General features: G+C 70.4%; 12 protein-coding genes. 3 read left to right on the top strand and 9 right to left on the bottom strand.

Annotation, left to right across the window (positions count from 1 at the left end; all coding sequences use genetic code 11):
- Window positions 1-293: 293 nt before the first annotated feature.
- The 6 genes from HCU62_RS06750 to HCU62_RS06725 all read right to left on the bottom strand — a co-directional run bounded on the left by HCU62_RS06750 (window position 294) and on the right by HCU62_RS06725 (window position 9,489).
- Window positions 294-5,408, bottom strand: a complete 5,115-nt coding sequence (locus HCU62_RS06750) for a PilC/PilY family type IV pilus protein (protein WP_163298854.1) — start codon at window positions 5,406-5,408, stop codon at window positions 294-296.
- A 99-nt stretch (window positions 5,409-5,507) separates the two neighbouring features.
- On the bottom strand, window positions 5,508-6,104 hold the full coding sequence (locus tag HCU62_RS06745) for a pilus assembly PilX family protein (RefSeq protein ID WP_163298853.1): 597 nt from the start codon (window positions 6,102-6,104) through the stop codon (window positions 5,508-5,510).
- Window positions 6,105-6,106: 2 nt separating this feature from the next.
- Window positions 6,107-6,562, bottom strand: a complete 456-nt coding sequence (locus HCU62_RS06740; protein ID WP_163298852.1) for a prepilin-type N-terminal cleavage/methylation domain-containing protein — start codon at window positions 6,560-6,562, stop codon at window positions 6,107-6,109.
- 10 nt (window positions 6,563-6,572) lie between these two features.
- Window positions 6,573-7,514 (bottom strand): PilW family protein, encoded by a 942-nt coding sequence (locus tag HCU62_RS12600; RefSeq protein ID WP_163298851.1) that lies wholly within the window; start codon window positions 7,512-7,514, stop codon window positions 6,573-6,575.
- Window positions 7,511-7,984 carry a GspH/FimT family pseudopilin gene (locus HCU62_RS06730; RefSeq protein WP_163298860.1) on the bottom strand — a complete coding sequence of 158 codons (474 nt, stop codon included), beginning with the start codon at window positions 7,982-7,984 and terminating at the stop codon, window positions 7,511-7,513. Before HCU62_RS06730 ends, HCU62_RS12600 begins: the two co-directional genes overlap by 4 nt.
- A 167-nt stretch (window positions 7,985-8,151) precedes the next feature.
- Window positions 8,152-9,489 carry a sigma-54-dependent transcriptional regulator gene (locus HCU62_RS06725; RefSeq protein ID WP_163298961.1) on the bottom strand — a complete coding sequence of 446 codons (1,338 nt, stop codon included), beginning with the start codon at window positions 9,487-9,489 and terminating at the stop codon, window positions 8,152-8,154.
- 398 nt (window positions 9,490-9,887) lie between these two features.
- Between HCU62_RS06725 and guaB the strand changes: the two genes are divergently transcribed.
- Genes guaB through HCU62_RS06710 form a run of 3 tightly spaced genes read left to right on the top strand, consistent with a single transcriptional unit; the run spans window position 9,888 to window position 13,587 of the window.
- Window positions 9,888-11,354: an IMP dehydrogenase gene (gene guaB / locus HCU62_RS06720; RefSeq protein ID WP_163298960.1), complete on the top strand. Its 1,467-nt coding sequence runs from the start codon at window positions 9,888-9,890 to the stop codon at window positions 11,352-11,354.
- A 39-nt stretch (window positions 11,355-11,393) separates the two neighbouring features.
- Entirely contained in the window at window positions 11,394-12,089 is a 696-nt protein-coding gene (locus HCU62_RS06715) for a TVP38/TMEM64 family protein (protein ID WP_163298959.1), read from the top strand.
- 31 nt (window positions 12,090-12,120) lie between these two features.
- Window positions 12,121-13,587, top strand: coding sequence for a dihydrolipoyl dehydrogenase family protein (locus HCU62_RS06710; protein ID WP_163298958.1), 1,467 nt, complete (start codon window positions 12,121-12,123; stop codon window positions 13,585-13,587).
- Between the two features lie 9 nt (window positions 13,588-13,596).
- Here HCU62_RS06710 and prmC read toward each other — a convergent pair whose 3' ends face one another.
- The 3 genes from prmC to rpmE form a co-directional block, all read right to left on the bottom strand.
- Entirely contained in the window at window positions 13,597-14,460 is an 864-nt protein-coding gene (gene prmC / locus HCU62_RS06705) for a peptide chain release factor N(5)-glutamine methyltransferase (protein ID WP_163298957.1), read from the bottom strand.
- Window positions 14,457-15,524, bottom strand: coding sequence for a peptide chain release factor 1 (gene prfA, locus HCU62_RS06700; RefSeq protein WP_163298956.1), 1,068 nt, complete (start codon window positions 15,522-15,524; stop codon window positions 14,457-14,459). Before prfA ends, prmC begins: the two co-directional genes overlap by 4 nt.
- A gap of 116 nt (window positions 15,525-15,640) precedes the next feature.
- Complete coding sequence (rpmE, locus tag HCU62_RS06695; protein ID WP_163298955.1) at window positions 15,641-15,853, bottom strand: 50S ribosomal protein L31; 213 nt, start codon at window positions 15,851-15,853, stop codon at window positions 15,641-15,643.
- Window positions 15,854-15,945 lie beyond the last annotated feature (92 nt).

The raw sequence follows: 15,945 nt of genomic DNA, 5'->3' as shown, positions 1-15,945 counted from the left end.
CCTCCCGGGCGCCGGGGGGCCCGGCAGGCGGCCGCCGGCGGCGGGGATGCCGGCATGGCCCCTCCCGCCCGCTCCGGGATGGGAGCGCCGGGAGAGAGCGGGGTGTCGAATTTTGTCACCATGGTGCCCAAAAATGGTCATGCACGAACGGGCCATCTCCCTTCCTGTTGTGGACTGATCGGCGGCGGAGGTCAAGGGCTTGAATCCGGCGCGGTGCGGAAAGGGAGCGCCCCCACCGCCGGGGTCGCCGGGGGCGGGGGCGCGGGGATCGGCGCGTGGCGCGCGCCGCCTGCTTACTCGTCCGTCATCTCGCGCCAGTTCACCCGGCCGCTGTGGACGTTCTTGAGCGGCAGTTCGGGGGTCTCGATCTCGAGGATGGCGCCGGTACTGGTCTGGACGAAGGCCTTCGAGCCCTCGGATTTCCCGGTGTGGAGGCTCGGGGTGAGGGCCATGCCCCGGCCGAGGTTGCGGCTCGAGGCGCCGTGGGTCGCGCCCTGCAGGTCCGCGAAGATGTTCTTGAACCAGGCCGTCCCCGTCTGGTAGTAGAGGGCGTAGAGGTAGCTGTAGCCCTCGGGGAGGCAGACGTTGTCGATGGGCTGGTAGGTGGTGTAGAGCAGCAGCCCGCCGAGGAGCGCCGCCTGGCCGAGGTTGCGCTCGCGGGGGATGGTCATCTCCCGGTACCAGCCGTCCCGGTAGCTCAGGATGTAGTCCTTGAGCTCGCCGAAGTTGTTCACCTTTCCTGCCAGCGGTGCGACCCGGTCGGGGAGGCAGCTCGTGTCGTTGGCCGAGCAGATGCTGGCGTTGGCCGCGTCCAGGAAGTTCTCCGAGGCGCTGCAGCAGAGGCTCGCCAGCGCCGGCGAGGTGGCCAGCGCCACCTGGATCTGGTCCACCCGCTGGAGGCCGCGGCTGCCCCTGGGCTGCGGGAGGAAACCGGCCGGGCCGAATTCCACCTGCTCCCAGGTGAGGCGCCCGGTGGTGGCGTTCGTCGGCTCCATGATCCCGAACTCGTACTGGGTGGTGTTGTCGTTCTTGTCCACCAGGGCGTCGAAGTAGCGCCCCGTTCCCACGTAGATCCAGTAGTTCTGGCCGTCGGTCCCCACCGCCGGGGCAGCGGTGATGGGCCGGCCGGCGTCGATCAGGACCGCCGGGTTCGGGCTGCGGAGCCCGGCCCACTCGTGGGGGTGCGTGAGTTCCTGGGTCCCGTCGGCGGCGAGCCGCCGGGTGATGAGCCGGTAGAGCTTTCCGCCCTGGCCCGGGGCCGAGTCGCCGATCACCGTGCCGAAGTAGACCGCGTCGGCCTTGTAGAGCGGGTCGTGGCGGAGGTCGAAGTCCACGGTGATGAGGTCCGAGACGAAGCTCTTGTCGTCCAGCTCGAAGCAGCCGGCCTCGTTGGCGAAGGAGGGCGGGGCCGCGGGCAGCCGGAAGGCGCGCGGCGTGCCCGCCAGGCCGTTCAGCGGGAAGGTGCAGACCCGGCCCTTCTGGGTGCTCTCGCCGTACATGTTGGTGGGGCCGCTTCCGAGGACGAGGGTCCACTCCGTGGTGTTGGTGTCCTGGCGCATGGGCACCACGGTGGGGATGGCCGTGGTGAAGCCCATGGGGGCTTCGCTCCCCGTGGTGGTGTCTGTCATCTCGGCCAGCAGCGTCGGGGGCTTCTCCGGGTTGGTGATGTCGAGGATGAAGTAGGCCGAGACGAAGGTCCGGTCGTCGCTCGCGTAGTCCAGGGAGCCGTCCACGGCGAGGTCCAGGTCGGCGGCCTTCAGTGTGCCGCCCCCGAGGCGCATCCCGCCCACCAGGAGGGTGCCCCAGCCGCCGGGGTGGTCGGCGTCGTCGGGGAAGATCTTGGCGTCGAAGATCCGCGGGCGCAGATCCACGAAGTACCGGTGCTGGTAGTCCGGGTCGGTGAGGCACTTCAGGTAGGGCAGGAGGTTGTAGGGGACGTAGGCCCACATCTCCTGGCCGAGCTCCGGGGCTCCGGCGGCGCCGCTGCAGTTGGCGTCGCGGCAGAACTTCCGAGTCGTCGGGTCGAAGAAGCCGCCGTTGACGGCGTGGAGCATCCCGTCGTTGGCGCCGAAGTAGACCATCTGCCGCCGGTTCTTGTAGTGCCGGTAGAACCGGGCGTAGGAGAGGTCGTCGTAGAGGAGGGCGTAGCTCTCGGCGGGGGCGGCCACCACCATGGGCGTGGAGTGGACCACGTCGCCCAGCCGGTACACCTTGGGAGCACCGCCCTCCACCAGGGTCCGGTTGCGGAAGCCCGTTACGTTGGCTCCCCGGATCCAGTTGATGATGTCGATGGCCTCGGCGTTGGTCTTGACGCCGAAGTCCTGGGAGATGGGACCGCGGCTCGCGCTCACGCCGAAGGCCGCGGGGAGATTCTGGTCGAAGGGGAGCACCTCTCCGGAGTCCACCACGCCGTCGGCGTTGAGGTCCTCCCAGGTGAAGATGTAGCGCTTGGGCGTCCCGGAGAGGTAGGTCGCCCGGTTCGCGGTGATGTCCGCGTCGGAGATGCCGGCCAGCCAGTCGGCCGCGGACCACAGGAAGTGGACGTTCTCGATCTCGGTGGCGTTGGTGCAGGTGCCGGCGGTGGCGTTCAGCCCGCCGTAGCAGGCCCGGGCCCGCTGGAGGGCGGAGTCGAAGTAGAGGGTGACCTGCCGGTCGGCGGCGGGGTCGAGGGCGTCGTCGCCGTTGGTGTCCTCGAAGATCCCGCCGGTGGCGCCCAGGAAGAGGGAGTGGACGTCGCCCACCCACCGGACCTCGTTCCGGGGCGACTGGTTGTCGAGCTTCCGGGTCCAGAACATGGCCTGGAAGACGGCGCCCTCGCCGCCGCGCGAGGCCGAGATCACCGACGCCGCGGTACCCGAGGCGGCCCGGGCGGCGATGTCGGTGAAGACGTTCCGGAGCTGGGTCTCCAGGGCCGAGACGTCGGTGGCCTGGTAGAGGGTCGTCCCGCCGTTGGCGGCGGCGGCGGTGAGCTGGACCAGGGGGTTGCACTCGCCGGTGCTGTTGTCGCTCCGCTGCGAGCCGGCCACCACGATGTAGGTGGAGATGTTCTTCTTGGTCACCGGGTTGCCGCTCTCATCCGTGTACCAGGGGTTGGCGTAGAGGTCCAGGGGGTCGCCGTGTTTCCCGAACCAGGCGAGGTCGTCGAGGAGGGAGCTCCCGTCGAGGCTCCCGCACGCGGCCGGGTCGGCGTCGCCGTCGTTGTGCCCGGCCAGCGCCGCGAAGGCCCGCATCGCCGCCGCCTGGTCGGCGGTGGAGGCCCCGTCGGTGATGAGGAGGATGTTGTTGCTCTGGCAGTAGGCCAGCACCGGGTCCGGGTGGCTCGCGTCCACCAGGAAGTCCTCCACCCCGAAGCCGGAGTTCAGGCGCCGCGTGGCGTTCTGGCCGTAGTAGCCCAGGGCGTTGTAGAGGGCCTCGGCCAAGGGTGTCCACGTGGTGGCCTTGATGTCGTTGATGGCCTGGACCAGGGCGGCGGTGTGGGTGGTGGCGTTGCCGGTGTCCATGTCGATGTAGGCCAGCACCTCGGCGCCGTCCTGGTTCTTGGGGTTGGTGCAGTCGTAGAGGATGTAGGGGTCGGAGGCGTTGCACTCGGTGTCCGAGCCCTCGTCGTTGAAGGCCATGACGCCGATCCGGATGGCCCGGGAGAACTCGCGGATCACCCCGGTGGTGGGCGGCGAGGGCTGGGCGATCCGGCCCCGCATCACGGCGATGGGCGAACTCAGCTGGGCGGTTACGCCGTAGTCGGTGAGCATGGCGGGGAGGTTCCAGAACTCGCCCGTGGAACCGGCCTGGTCCGTGGGATCCACCACGTCGGGGATCTCCATGGCCCCGCAGAAGTCACGGAGGGCCTGGTCCACGCAGTTGTCCGAGTCGGGGATCCACGTCCCGCTCGACGTGGAGCCCGTGACCTCCCACTTTTGGCAGTAGGCCGGGTCGCCGGGGTGCTTGGGGTGGTACTTGGTGCAGGTCAGGGTGGCGTTGGAGGAGACGGCGTTCCAACACCGGCCCACGTAGCCGTACTGGGTGACGGTGCCGTTGACGTCCTGGTAGATGCCGAAGCAGACGTAGCCCGGGTAGTCCGGGGTGATGTCCCAGGGGTCGATGAGGGCGTAGAGTTTCTCGCAGTCGTTCTGGGCGGCGGTCACCGAGCCCGCCCCCGGCGGCCAGACGCCGTGCTTCGCCAGGTACCAGCAGTTTTGCACCGAGTGGTTGAAGGGGGCGTTCATGTAGCCGCTCAGGGTGGCGTAGGTGCTGGTGGCGTTGTCGTAGGCCATGCAGGCGTCGATGTCGCTCTTGATCTGGCCCTGGCTGCCGCCCGCCTCGAGGAGGTCGATGGCCTCGTCGCAGGCCGAGGTGTCGAAGCCGTTGGTCTTGGGCTGGAAGACCTCGATCTGGGTCTCGGTGTAGAGGATCCAGTCGACCCCGGTGTCGTCCTCCGGGTTGGTGCCGTGGGAGGTGCCCCCGGTGGGGGTGTAGTACATGTGGTAGAGGTCGTAGGTGCCGGAGGAGCCGATGTCGCTCACCAGGGTGCCGGCCGGGTAGGCGACGTTATCGGCCCAGCGGCCCAGGGTGTACTCGGTCCAGGTGACGCCGGTGTCGTCCAGGGCGCTCGTGGCGTTGGAGGCGGATGTCCCGCTGGTCGTCGCCTTGTAGAGCGAGCCGACGCTTTTCACGATGTCGCCGGCGGTGTAGGCGGTCCCGGCCTTCCAGAGGGGATAGGGCTCCCTCGGCGGCCGGACGCCCAGGGCGAGGTAATAGGTGGTGACCCCCTGGGTGACCGCCACCTGCTTGATCATGCGCCGCTCGAGGCACCCGCGGGATTCCATGACCAGCTGGTGGTTGGCGGCGTCGTATTTTCCGCCCGTCAGGATCCGCTTTTCCACGTCGAGTTTCGAGGCCGCCGCCCAGTTGAGGAAGTTCCCGGTGGCGGCGAAGGCGGTCATCTTGTGGGGTGTGAGCGTCTCGTTGATCTTGAGGCAGAGGGTGCCCGCCTTGTCGTAGCGGGTGCCCACGGCGGTGGTGCAGAGGGCGTCCGCCTCGGCGGCGGTCTTTCGCTCGAACTGCTGGGACGTGGCGTTGTAGGCGTACCACTGGGTGTTGCCGGCGTCGTCCACCCGGTCGAAGTAGCCGGCGTAGCTCCGGGTGGCGTTGTAGCTTTCCTGCCCGGTGGCGAGGTCGATACCGTCGTAGCAGGCGCCGGGGTCGGCCTCGTCCACGTAGGCGAGGTCGTACATGCTGGCGGAGTTGTCGATCACCAGGAGGAGGTTCGGCGGCACGCCGCCGGAGAGGAAGGGCGGTATGGCGGTGTTGTCGGCGCAGGTGTCGCCGGCGAGGGCGGCGGCGCCGGGAAGAACAGCCGCCGCGAGCAGCGCGAGCGTGGTGGCGAGGATGTGTCGGATGAGGCCCTTCATGGTGTGTCCCCCCTTGAGACTGCGGTTCGGGTGGTCGATTTGGTCATGTCGTCGCGTTTCCGGCACGGGCGCCGCTTGCGCCCTCCGCCGCCGGGTCCGCTAGAAGCCGCCGCTTCCGAGCACGTAGCGGTAGACCTCCTCCACCACGGCGCGGCCGCCGCTTCCCCGGGCGTTCACCCCGGTGCTCTCGATGGCGTACCAGCGGTTGGCCCCGCCGGCCGCGGCGCTTTTCCCCACGCCCTCGTAGCCCGCGGCCATCTGGATGGAGGCCCCCTGGGCCCAGTCCACGTTGAGAAAGTCCACCACGGCCCGGGCGGAGCCGTCGGCGGAGGAGATGGTGACGTTTCCGCCGTCACCGTAGAGCGAGGTCCCCGGGACCACCTTCATGCCCAGGGTGTAGGCGGTGCCGCCCAGGGTCATGGGCACCGTGACGGTGCCGTTGCCGTCACCCTCGGCCCCCATGTTGTCGATGGAGTAGGCGACCCCCTCCTCGGCCATGCCGAGCCCGCTCTCCGCGCGGTTGAGGGCCTGGGCGTACTGGTAGATGTTGCCGGAGATCCCGATGTCGATGGAGACCATCTGGCTCAGCCCGATGGCCACCACCATGAGGGCGGCCAGCACCACCAGGCTGATGACCAGGGCGATGCCCGATTCACCGGGGCGCGCGTCTTCGCGGAGAGGCCGTTCGTCGGTCATGGTCATTTTCCTTCCACCAGCCGGTCCAGGGTGACCCGGTGGGTGAGCCCGGCCGCGTCGCGCCAGGTGGTCTCCACCTGGACCTTCCAGAAGGTCTTCGCCGCCCCCATGGGCGTGTCGCCGTCGCTGGTCCAGCGGGTGCTGTAGGCGGCGGCGCCCACGGTGTCGGTGGCGGTGCCGTTGCAAGCCGCCGAGCCGATCTTCGAGGTGTCCCACCCCGAGACCACCGCGGCCCGCTCGTCCAGCCGGCCCTGGGCCACCTGGAGGCCGCGGGTGAGCTCCCGGCTGAAGGTCCGCTGCCGGATGGTGCTCCCCTGGAAGGCCATCCAGCCGAGGATCCCGACGGTCAGGATCAGGATGGCGATGATGGTCTCGATGAGGGTGAAGCCCGCCTCGTCGGTCGGGGGCCGTCCGGCGGGATGCCCGGGAATCGTGCGCGCGTCTCTTCTCTGCGTCATCGGCGGGGCCTCACTCGTTCATGTTCCGCAGCCACACGGTGGTGGTCATGAGCAGCCGGTGGTAGCCGTCGTTGTAGGGACCGAAGGTGACCCCGGCCATGGTGTAGGTCTTGGTGTTGGTGTAGTTCCGGTCGGGGTGCTCGGCCCGGGCGAGCAGCCAGACCCGGACCGCCTTGATGGCCCCCGGGTCGGCGGGATCGTCGGACCAGGTGGTGCCGTTGTCGTCGGTGGTGTACTGGAACTGGAGCTTCTCGATGCCGTCGGCCACCTCCCAGTCGGACGCGGTGGTGTAGGCGTAGTTCTCGAGGAGGAGCGTGCGGTTTGCGTCCACGTGGATCCGGATCGGCGCCACCATGTAGACGTCCGTTTCGTCGAGGAGGGTGTCCACGGTCTTGTCCAGGGTGTAGCTCGGGGCGGAGATCCCGGTCACCCGGAAGAAGGCGTTGTCCGGGTAGGGATGGAAGGCGAGGTAGCTCTTGAAGTCCTTCATGGCCGCGGTGGTGATGGTGGGGGTGCCGACGTTCTTCAGCTTGATGGTCTTGGTGTTTTCGTGGAGCCCGTCCACCTCCCCCACCTTCTTGAAGCCGAGGACCACCGTCACCTCGTCGGAGGAGTTGGCGGCGGTGTCCGGGGTGCGGTCCACGATGGTGAAGACCCGGGAGAAGCTGGTCCCGTTGTCGTCGGTGAGGGTGGCGTTGTAGGTCTTGAAGGACTCCCGGCATCCGAAGCCCGCGTGGCGGAAGATCCAGGCCAGGCGGTCCATGGCCGCCCGGGCGTTCATCTGCATGTCGGCCACCTGCTCCTCGCGGGACTCGTTCTTGAGCTGGCTGCCGAAGGAGGCGTAGATGGTGGCCACCACCAGGGAGAGCAGGACCAGAGTGACCATCATCTCCACCAGGGTGAAACCCCGGGGGGCGAGCATGGAGAGGTGTCGTGCGCGGGCGTTCATCATGTCTTCTCCGGTCCCACCAGCCAGACCTTGCCGGCGTTGTTGGTGCGGAGGATGAACCGGGTGGTGCCGTTTTGCAGGGTGACGTTGCCGCTGGTGGTGGTCCCCCGCGGGGAGATGCTCAGCGTGGGCGGCGTGCCGGGGTACCCCGCGGTGGCGGTCATCCGCTCCGGCGGAAACGGCGTGACCCAGAGATCGGTGCCGTTGGAGGCGAGTTCCACCGTGTAGTTGCCGGCGCCGAAGCGGATCTCGATGCGCCGGTTGCGCTTCACCGCCTCGGACTTGGCCCGGACGACGTCGGCCCGGAGGTTGAAGGCGGCCTTCCGGAGGCGCAGGCCCTCGGAGTTGAGGTACAGGGCCGCCATGCCCGCCATGATGGCGATGACGGCACAGACCATCAACACTTCCACCAGGGTGAAGCCCTCGGCCCGGTGGGGGCCCGCTCCGTGGTGTCTGCAGGTGCGGTGTCTCATGGGTTCTCCGTCTCGGCCCGGCCCGTCCGCGGCCGGCCGGCCGTCTACTGGAAATGCCATTTTCATGCCAGTATACCTCGAGCCCGGAACGGCCCCGTGCCGTGGGGAATCCCATGCCGAGGGGGCGGGCCGGGTGGGTAAGGTCTTACCCACTTCTGGGGAGGCGCCTACCCATCGGTCGCCGTCGTGCGCCTCGGGCCCGTCCCGGCGGGGGGCGCCTCCGAGAGGCCGAGCCGCTTCATCTTGTTGAGGAGCGTCTTGTAGCTCACCTTGAGGGCCCGGGCCGCCGCGGCCTTGTTGCCGCCCGAGGCCCGGAGGGCCTCGAGGATGAGCTCCCGTTCCCGTCGTTCCCGCTCCGCCTCTCCCGCCGCCCGGAGCCCCTCCCCCGCCTCCGGCGGGGCGGCGGGCGGGGCCTCCATGAGGGGGAGGAGGTCGTCGGCCTGGATCCGGCCGCCGGAGAGGAGGGCGGCGCGGTCCAGCAGGTTGAAGAGCTCCCGGACGTTTCCCGGGTAGGTGTAGGTCCGGAGGAGGTCCGCGGCCTCGTCCGCCAGCTCCACGGGGGTGCCGAGGCTCTGGCGGAGATGGGCGAGGCGGTGGCGGGCCAGGGGCAGGATGTCCTCGGGGCGGCGCCTCAAGGGCTCGAGCTCCAGGGGGAAGGCCATGAGCCGGAAGAGGAGGTCTTCCCGGAAGCGGCCCTCTGCGGCCTCGCGCCGGAGATCCTTGTTGGTGGCGGCGATGACGCGGGCGTCCGAGGTGCGGGCCTCGGTGCTCCCCAGGGGGAGGAAGGTGCCCTCGTCCAGGAAGCGGAGGAGCTTGGGCTGGAGCGGGAGGGGCAGGTCCCCGATCTCGTCCAGGAAGAGGGTGCCGCCCCGGGCGGCCGCGACGAGCCCCTCCTTGGCCTCCACGGCCCCGGTGAAGGCCCCGCGGACGTGGCCGAAGAGGAGCGACTCGGCCAGCTCCGAGGGGAGGCTTGCGCAGTTCAGGGTGACGAGCGGCGCCCGCCCGCTCCGGGTGTGGATGTGGCGGGCGATCACCTCCTTCCCCGTCCCCGTCTCCCCGAGGATGAGCACCGGGAAGGCGGTGCCGGCGACGCGCCCGGCAAGCTCCATCGCGCGGCGCATGGCGGGCGACTCGGCCACGATGCCGCCGGGCCCCGGGGCGAGGGCGTCGGCGAAGCGGCGGGCCAGGGCGGTGAGGTCCACGGGTTTTTCGAGGAAGTCCTGGGCCCCGAGGCGCAAGGCCTCCACCGCCTTCTGGACCGTCCCGTAGGCCGTGGCCACGATGATGGGAAGCCCCGGGCGGCGCCGGCGCGCCTCGGGGATGAGGGAGAGGCCGTCGCCGTCCGGGAGTTGGAGGTCGAGGAGCAGGGCGTCACACCGGTCCAGGCGGCGGGCCCCCTCCCGGAGGGTCCCGGCCACCTCGGTCTCGAACCGGCCGGCGAGGGCCTCGGCGAAGAGCGCGGCCAGCTTCCGGTTGTCTTCGACGATGAGGATCTTGGGCGGCATGGCGGTTCCTGGCGGGCGGCGGGGCCACCCCCATTTCTTTTTTTCGGACGGCCGGGGCGATGCCATGAGCCCGGTTCCCGGGGCGGGTGGCCGGCGGCCTTTCCCCCGCCCTTGACCGGGGCCGCCGAAGACGGCATCCTTGATGGCGTCGCGAGAATCGCCGAGCGGAACGCTTGGCGGCGCTGTTTCCCATCGCATCCTGCGGCGTGTCGAAGTACGCCCCGGTCCTCGCGATGGTCGCACCTCGTCCGCGGCGGTTCTCGCTTCGCCATCCCCGCGCCGTGCATTCGGCGATTTTTGCTGAGCCCTCCACTCAGGGGTCTTTTTATGCCACGACGCCATCATCCTTGGATTTCCCAACGGCTTTCGGTTACCATGCCCTTCAAGGAGCCCGCAACATGCTGAACGATCCCATCCCCCAGGCCTACACCTTCGACGATCTCCTCCTCGTGCCCGCCCACTCCGCGGTACTGCCCTCCGAGGTGGACGTCTCCACGCGGCTCACCTCGGACATCCGGCTCAACATCCCCATCGTGAGCGCGGCCATGGACACGGTCACCGAGGCGGAGATGGCCATCAGCCTGGCCCGGGAGGGAGGCATCGGCATCATCCACAAGAACATGACCGTGGAGGAACAGGTCCGCGAGGTGGAGCGGGTCAAGAAGTCGGAGAGCGGCATGATCGTCTCCCCGGTCACCGTGGAGCCCGGGACCCGGATCTGGCAGGTCCAGAAGATCATGCGCGACTACCGGATCTCCGGGGTCCCGGTGGTCCGGGAGGGCAAGCTCGTCGGCATCGTCACCAACCGGGACCTCCGTTTCGAAACCAACTGGGATCTCCCGGTGGAAGAGGTCATGACCCGGGAGAACCTCGTGACCGCCCCGGTGGGCATCACCCTGGAGGAGTCCAAGGCCCTCCTCCACGAGCACCGCATCGAAAAGCTCCTCGTGGTGGACGACGAGGGGAACCTGAAGGGGCTCATCACCATCAAGGACATCGAGAAGATCAAGAAGTATCCCAACGCCTGCAAGGACGACCTGGGCCGGCTCCGGGTGGGGGCCGCCGTGGGGGTCGGCGAGGGACGGCTCGCCCACGTGGAGGCCCTGCTCAAGGCCGGGGTGGACGTCCTGGTGGTGGACTCGGCCCACGGGCACTCCCAGGGCGTGATCGAGGCCGTGGAAGACATCAAGAAGACCTTCCCCAACGCCCGGGTGGTGGCCGGCAACGTGGCCACCGCCGAGGGGGCCGAGGCCCTGGTGAAGGCCGGGGCCGACGTCATCAAGGTGGGGGTCGGGCCCGGTTCCATCTGCACCACCCGCGTGGTGGCCGGCGTCGGGGTGCCGCAGCTCACCGCCATCCACGACTGCGCCGTGGTGGTGAACCGCCACGACCGGACCCTCATCGCCGACGGCGGCATCAAGTTCTCCGGCGACGTCACCAAGGCCATCGGCGCCGGCGCCCACTGCATCATGGCGGGCAGCCTGCTGGCGGGCACCGACGAGAGCCCCGGCGAGCTCGAGCTCTTCCAGGGCCGGAGCTACAAGGTCTACCGGGGCATGGGATCGCTGGCGGCCATGAAGAAGGGGAGCCGCGACCGCTACTTCCAGGACAAGGTGGGCACCGCGGCCAAGCTCGTCCCGGAGGGCATCGAGGGACGGGTCCCCTACCGGGGGCCGGTGGCGGCCATGATCTACCAGCTCGTGGGCGGGCTTCGCTCGGGGATGGGCTACCTCGGCTGCCGGACCATCGAGGAACTCCGCCAGAAGGCCCGCTTTGTGCGCATCACCCCGGCGGGGCTGCGGGAGAGCCACGTGCACGACGTGATCATCACCAAGGAAGCGCCCAACTACTGGGTGGAACGCTGACCGCGCGGCGGCGGGCGCCGCGGCCGGGAAGGGGGCGGCATGGCGGCACGGAGGACGGCCGCGCGGGTCATCGTGGCCGCGGCGGTCGCGGCGCTTATCGCGGCGGCCTGGCTCCTGGACCTCCACCGGTACCTCACCCTGGAAGCCCTCAAGGCCGCCCACGGCGGCCTGGTCGCCCTCCGCCGGGCCCACCCCCTCCTGGTGGCCGGGGGCTACGCCCTTACCTACGTCCTGGTCACCGCCCTCTCCCTGCCCGGCGCCGCGGTCATGACCCTGGCGGGCGGGGCCGTTTTCGGGCTGGCGGTCGGGACGGTGATCGTCTCCTTCGCGAGCAGTATCGGGGCGACCCTCGCCTTTCTGGCCAGCCGGTTCCTCCTGGGGGAGTGGGTCCAGGAGCGCTACGGAGACCGGCTCCGCGCCGTGAACGAGGGCATCGAGCGCGAGGGGGCCTTCTACCTCTTCACCCTCCGCCTCGTCCCGGTCTTTCCCTTCTTCGTGATCAACCTGGTGATGGGGCTGACGCGGATGCCCGTCTGGACGTACTACTGGGTCTCGCAGGTGGGCATGCTCCCCGCCACCATCGTCTACGTGAACGCCGGGCGGGAACTGGCCCGGATCGATTCCCCCGCCGGGATCCTCTCACCGGGGCTCCTGGCGTCCTTCGCCCTTTTGGGGCTCCTGCCGCTGCTCTCCCGGAGGGCGGTGGCCTTCTGGCGGGCCCGGCGCGGCGGCTAAGGGGGCGCGGGGCGGGAAAGGAGGTGCGCACATGGCCACCAGGTTCGACTTCGACATCGGTGTCATCGGGGGCGGGGCCGCCGGGCTCACCGTGGCCGCCGGGGCCGCCCGGCTCGGGGCCCGGACGCTCCTCGTGGAGAAGGCGCCGGCCCTCGGCGGCGACTGCCTCCACTACGGCTGCGTCCCCAGCAAGACCCTCATCCACACCGCCAAGGTGCGGCACCTCATGGGCCGGGCGGCGGAGTTCGGGCTGCCCCCCGTGGCGTCGTCCCCGGTGGATTTCCGGCGGGTGGCGGAGCGGATCCGCTCTGTGATCGGTGCCATCCAGCGCCACGACTCCGTGGAGCGGTTCTGCGGGCTCGGGGTGCGGGTGGTCTTCGGCGCGCCCCGTTTCCGGGACGACCACGCCGTGGAGGTGGGCGGCCGGGTGCACACCGCCGCCCGCTGGGTGGTGGCCACGGGTTCCTCGGCCGCGGTACCTCCCGTCCCCGGCCTCGACCGGACCCCGTACCTCACGAACCGAGAGCTCTTCGACCTCCCGGAGCTGCCTGGCGCCATGGTGATCCTCGGCGGCGGCCCCATCGCCGTGGAGATGGCCCAGGCCTTCCAGCGCCTCGGGACCCGGGTCACCGTGGTCCAGCGAAGCGGCGAGATCCTCAGCAAGGAGGACCCGGATCTCGCGGGCATGGTCCGGGAGATATTGGCGGCCGAGGGGGTGCGCTTCCTCCTCGGGGCCAAGGTCGAGGCCGTGCGCGAGGCCGGCGGCCGGCGGGAGGTGGTGGTCCGCGCGGGCGACGGGGAAGGCCCCCGGGTGCTCGCCGCCGACGCGGTGCTGGTGGCCCTCGGGCGGCGGCCCAACGTGGAGGGACTCGACCTCGAGGCCGCCGGCGTCCGCTACGGTCCCAAGGGTATCCACGTGGATCCGCGCCTCCGGACCACCCGCCCCCACATCTTCGCCGCCGGCGACTGCATCGGCGGCTACCAGTTCACCCACGCCGCCGGCTACGAGGGCGGCATCGTGGTGAGCAACGCCGTCTTCCGCCTCCCCCGAAAGGTGGATTACACCTACATGCCCTGGTGCACCTACACCGACCCGGAGCTGGCCAGCATCGGGCTCAACGAGAAGCGGGCCCAGGCCGCCGGCATCCGCTACTCCGTGTGGAGCGAGGACTTCGAGGCCAACGACCGCAGCCTGGCGGAGGGCTGCCGGCACGGACGGATCAAGCTCCTCCTCGACGAGAAGGAGCGGCCCATCGGGCTCCAGATCCTCGGTCCCCGGGCCGGCGACCTCCTCGGGGAATGGGCGGCCTTCTTCAACGGAAAGGTGAAGCTGGCCACCCTGGCCGCCGCCGTGCATCCCTATCCCACGCTGGCCGAGATCAACAAGCGGGTGGCCGGGGACGTTCTCGCCTCGAAGATCTTCTCGGGGAAGGTGCGAAAGGGGCTCCGGTTCTTCTTCGGCCTGAAGGGACGGGCCTGCGGGCCGCCGGAGATGTAGGCTCCGGGTTCAGGGCCGGCGGGCGGCCAGCACCCGGTCGCGCCCGGCCAGGTCCCGGTGCACCCGCACCCGGTCCAACCCTTGGCGCCGGGCCAGGCCGGCGGCCGCCGGCGCCTGGTCCCAGCCGATCTCGCACAGGAGGCGCCCCCCGGGCCGGAGCAGGCGGCGGGCTTCGGCCAGGATGCGCCGGACGGCGTCCAGGCCGTCGGGCCCTCCGTGGAGGGCCCGGCGGGGTTCGTGGTCCCGGACCTCCGGGGGGAGCCAGGCCATGTCGCCGGCGGCCACGTACGGGGGATTGGCGGCCACGAGGTCGAAGGCCCACCCCCGTGGCGCCAGGGCCGAACCCCAGTCCGAGCAGACCAGCCGGACCCGGCCGGCCACGCCGTGGGCCAGGGCGTTTCTCCGGGCCACCGCCAGGGCCTCCGGGCTCGCGTCCACGGCCACCACCCGGGCGTCCGGCCACTCCGCGGCCAGGGTCACGGCGATGACGCCGCTGCCCGTTCCGAGGTCCAGGACCCGGGGGGCGGTCCATCCCCCCCTGTCCCGGAGGGCGAGGGCCGCCTCCACCAGGCGCTCGGTCTCGGGGCGGGGGATCAGGGTCGCCGGGGTGACCTCGAAGGCCCGCGACCAGAATTCCCAGCGGCCGAGGATGTAGGCCAGGGGTTCCCGGGCGGCCCGGCGGGCCACCCAGGCGTCGAGGCAGGCCGACTGGCCCGGAGAAAGGGGCCGTTCCGGCCGGGCGTGGAGGCGGAAGCGGTCGTCTTCGCCCAGGACGGCGGCGAGCAGGAATTCCGCCTCGAGGCGGGGGGATTCGATGCCGGCCGCCGCGAGGCGCCCGGCCGCCGTGCGGAGGGCCTCCCCGACCGTGGTCATGCCCCGGCGGCGGCGAGGGCCTGGGCGCGGTCGTGGGTGCCGAGGGCCTCGATGAGCTCGTCGAGGTCGCCCTGGAGGACGGCCTCCAGGCGGTAGAGGGTGAGCCCGATGCGGTGGTCGGTGACCCGGCCCTGGGGGAAGTTGTAGGTGCGGATGCGGCCGCTCCGGTCGCCCGTCCCCACGAGGCTGCGCCGTTCCTCGGAGAGCTCCGCCTCCTGCTGGGCGCGCTTGAGGTCCAGGAGCCGGGCGGAGAGGACCTTCATGGCCTTGGCCCGGTTCTTGTGCTGGGAGCGCTCGTCCTGGCACTGGACCACCAGGCCGGTGGGGAGGTGGGTGATCCGGACCGCCGACTCGGTCTTGTTCACGTGCTGGCCGCCGGCGCCGGAGGCGCGGTAGACGTCGATCCGGAGGTCGGCGGGGTCGATCTCGGCGTCCACCTCGTCGGCCTCGGGGAGCACCGCCACGGTGACCGCGGAGGTGTGGATGCGCCCCTGGGCCTCGGTCTCCGGGACCCGCTGGACCCGGTGGGTGCCGCTCTCGTACTTGAGGCGGCTGTAGACCCGGTCGCCGCTCACCAGGGCCACGATCTCCTTGAAGCCCCCGATGTCCGTGGGGTGGGAGCTCAGGACCTCCACCTTCCAGCCCCGGCGCTCGGCGTAGCGGCTGTACATGCGGAAGAGATCGGCGGCGAAGAGGGCCGCCTCGTCACCACCGGTGCCCGCCCGGATCTCGAGCAGGATGTTCTTCTCGTCGTTGGGGTCCTTGGGGAGGAGGAGGACCCTGAGGCGATCCTCCGTCTCCTGCCGCCGGCGTTCCAGGTCGTCGAGCTCGGCGCGGGCCAGGTCCCGGATCTCGGGGTCGGGGTCGTGGAGGAGGGAGCGGTTTTCTTCGGCCTGGCGGTCGATATCCTTGAGGATCCGGTATTGCTCCACCACCTCCCGGAGATCCGCGTGTTCCTTGGCCACGCGGCGGTAGGCGGCGGGGTCCTTCAAGACCTCCGGGTCGCCCATCCGGGCCTCGAGGGCCTCGTATCTGCGTTCCAGTTCCTCGAGCTTGTCGTGCATGGGGGTCGGGCCGGCGGAGCGGGGGAAGGGGACATCGGCCCCCGCGGGTCATGCCCGCCCGGCGGGGCGCCGGGCGCCGGGGGAAGCGCCGCCGCTCCGTTCCGGCGCCGCCGTTCTCAGGCGTCCTTCTTGTCGAGCCCGTACTTCTTGCGGAACTTCTCGACCCGGCCGGCGGTGTCCACGAGCTTCTGCTTGCCGGTGAAGAAGGGGTGGCAGTTGGAGCAGATCTCTACCCGGATCTCCTCGAGGGTGGAGCCCACCTCGAACTCGTTGCCGCAGGCGCAGCGGACCTTGGCGGTGTGATAGGGGGGATGGATGTCCTTTTTCATTTGTCGTGCTCTCCTGGTGGCGTCGCAAGGATGCGCCGGGTGCGGAGACAAGAAATCACTTCGGCGCGCCGGCGTCAATAGCGGACACGCCC

Origin of the sequence: Dissulfurirhabdus thermomarina (assembly GCF_012979235.1) — a bacterium.
Taxonomy (GTDB): Bacteria; Desulfobacterota; Dissulfuribacteria; order Dissulfuribacterales; family Dissulfurirhabdaceae; genus Dissulfurirhabdus; species Dissulfurirhabdus thermomarina.
This window is presented reverse-complemented; position numbering and strand designations above follow the sequence as displayed.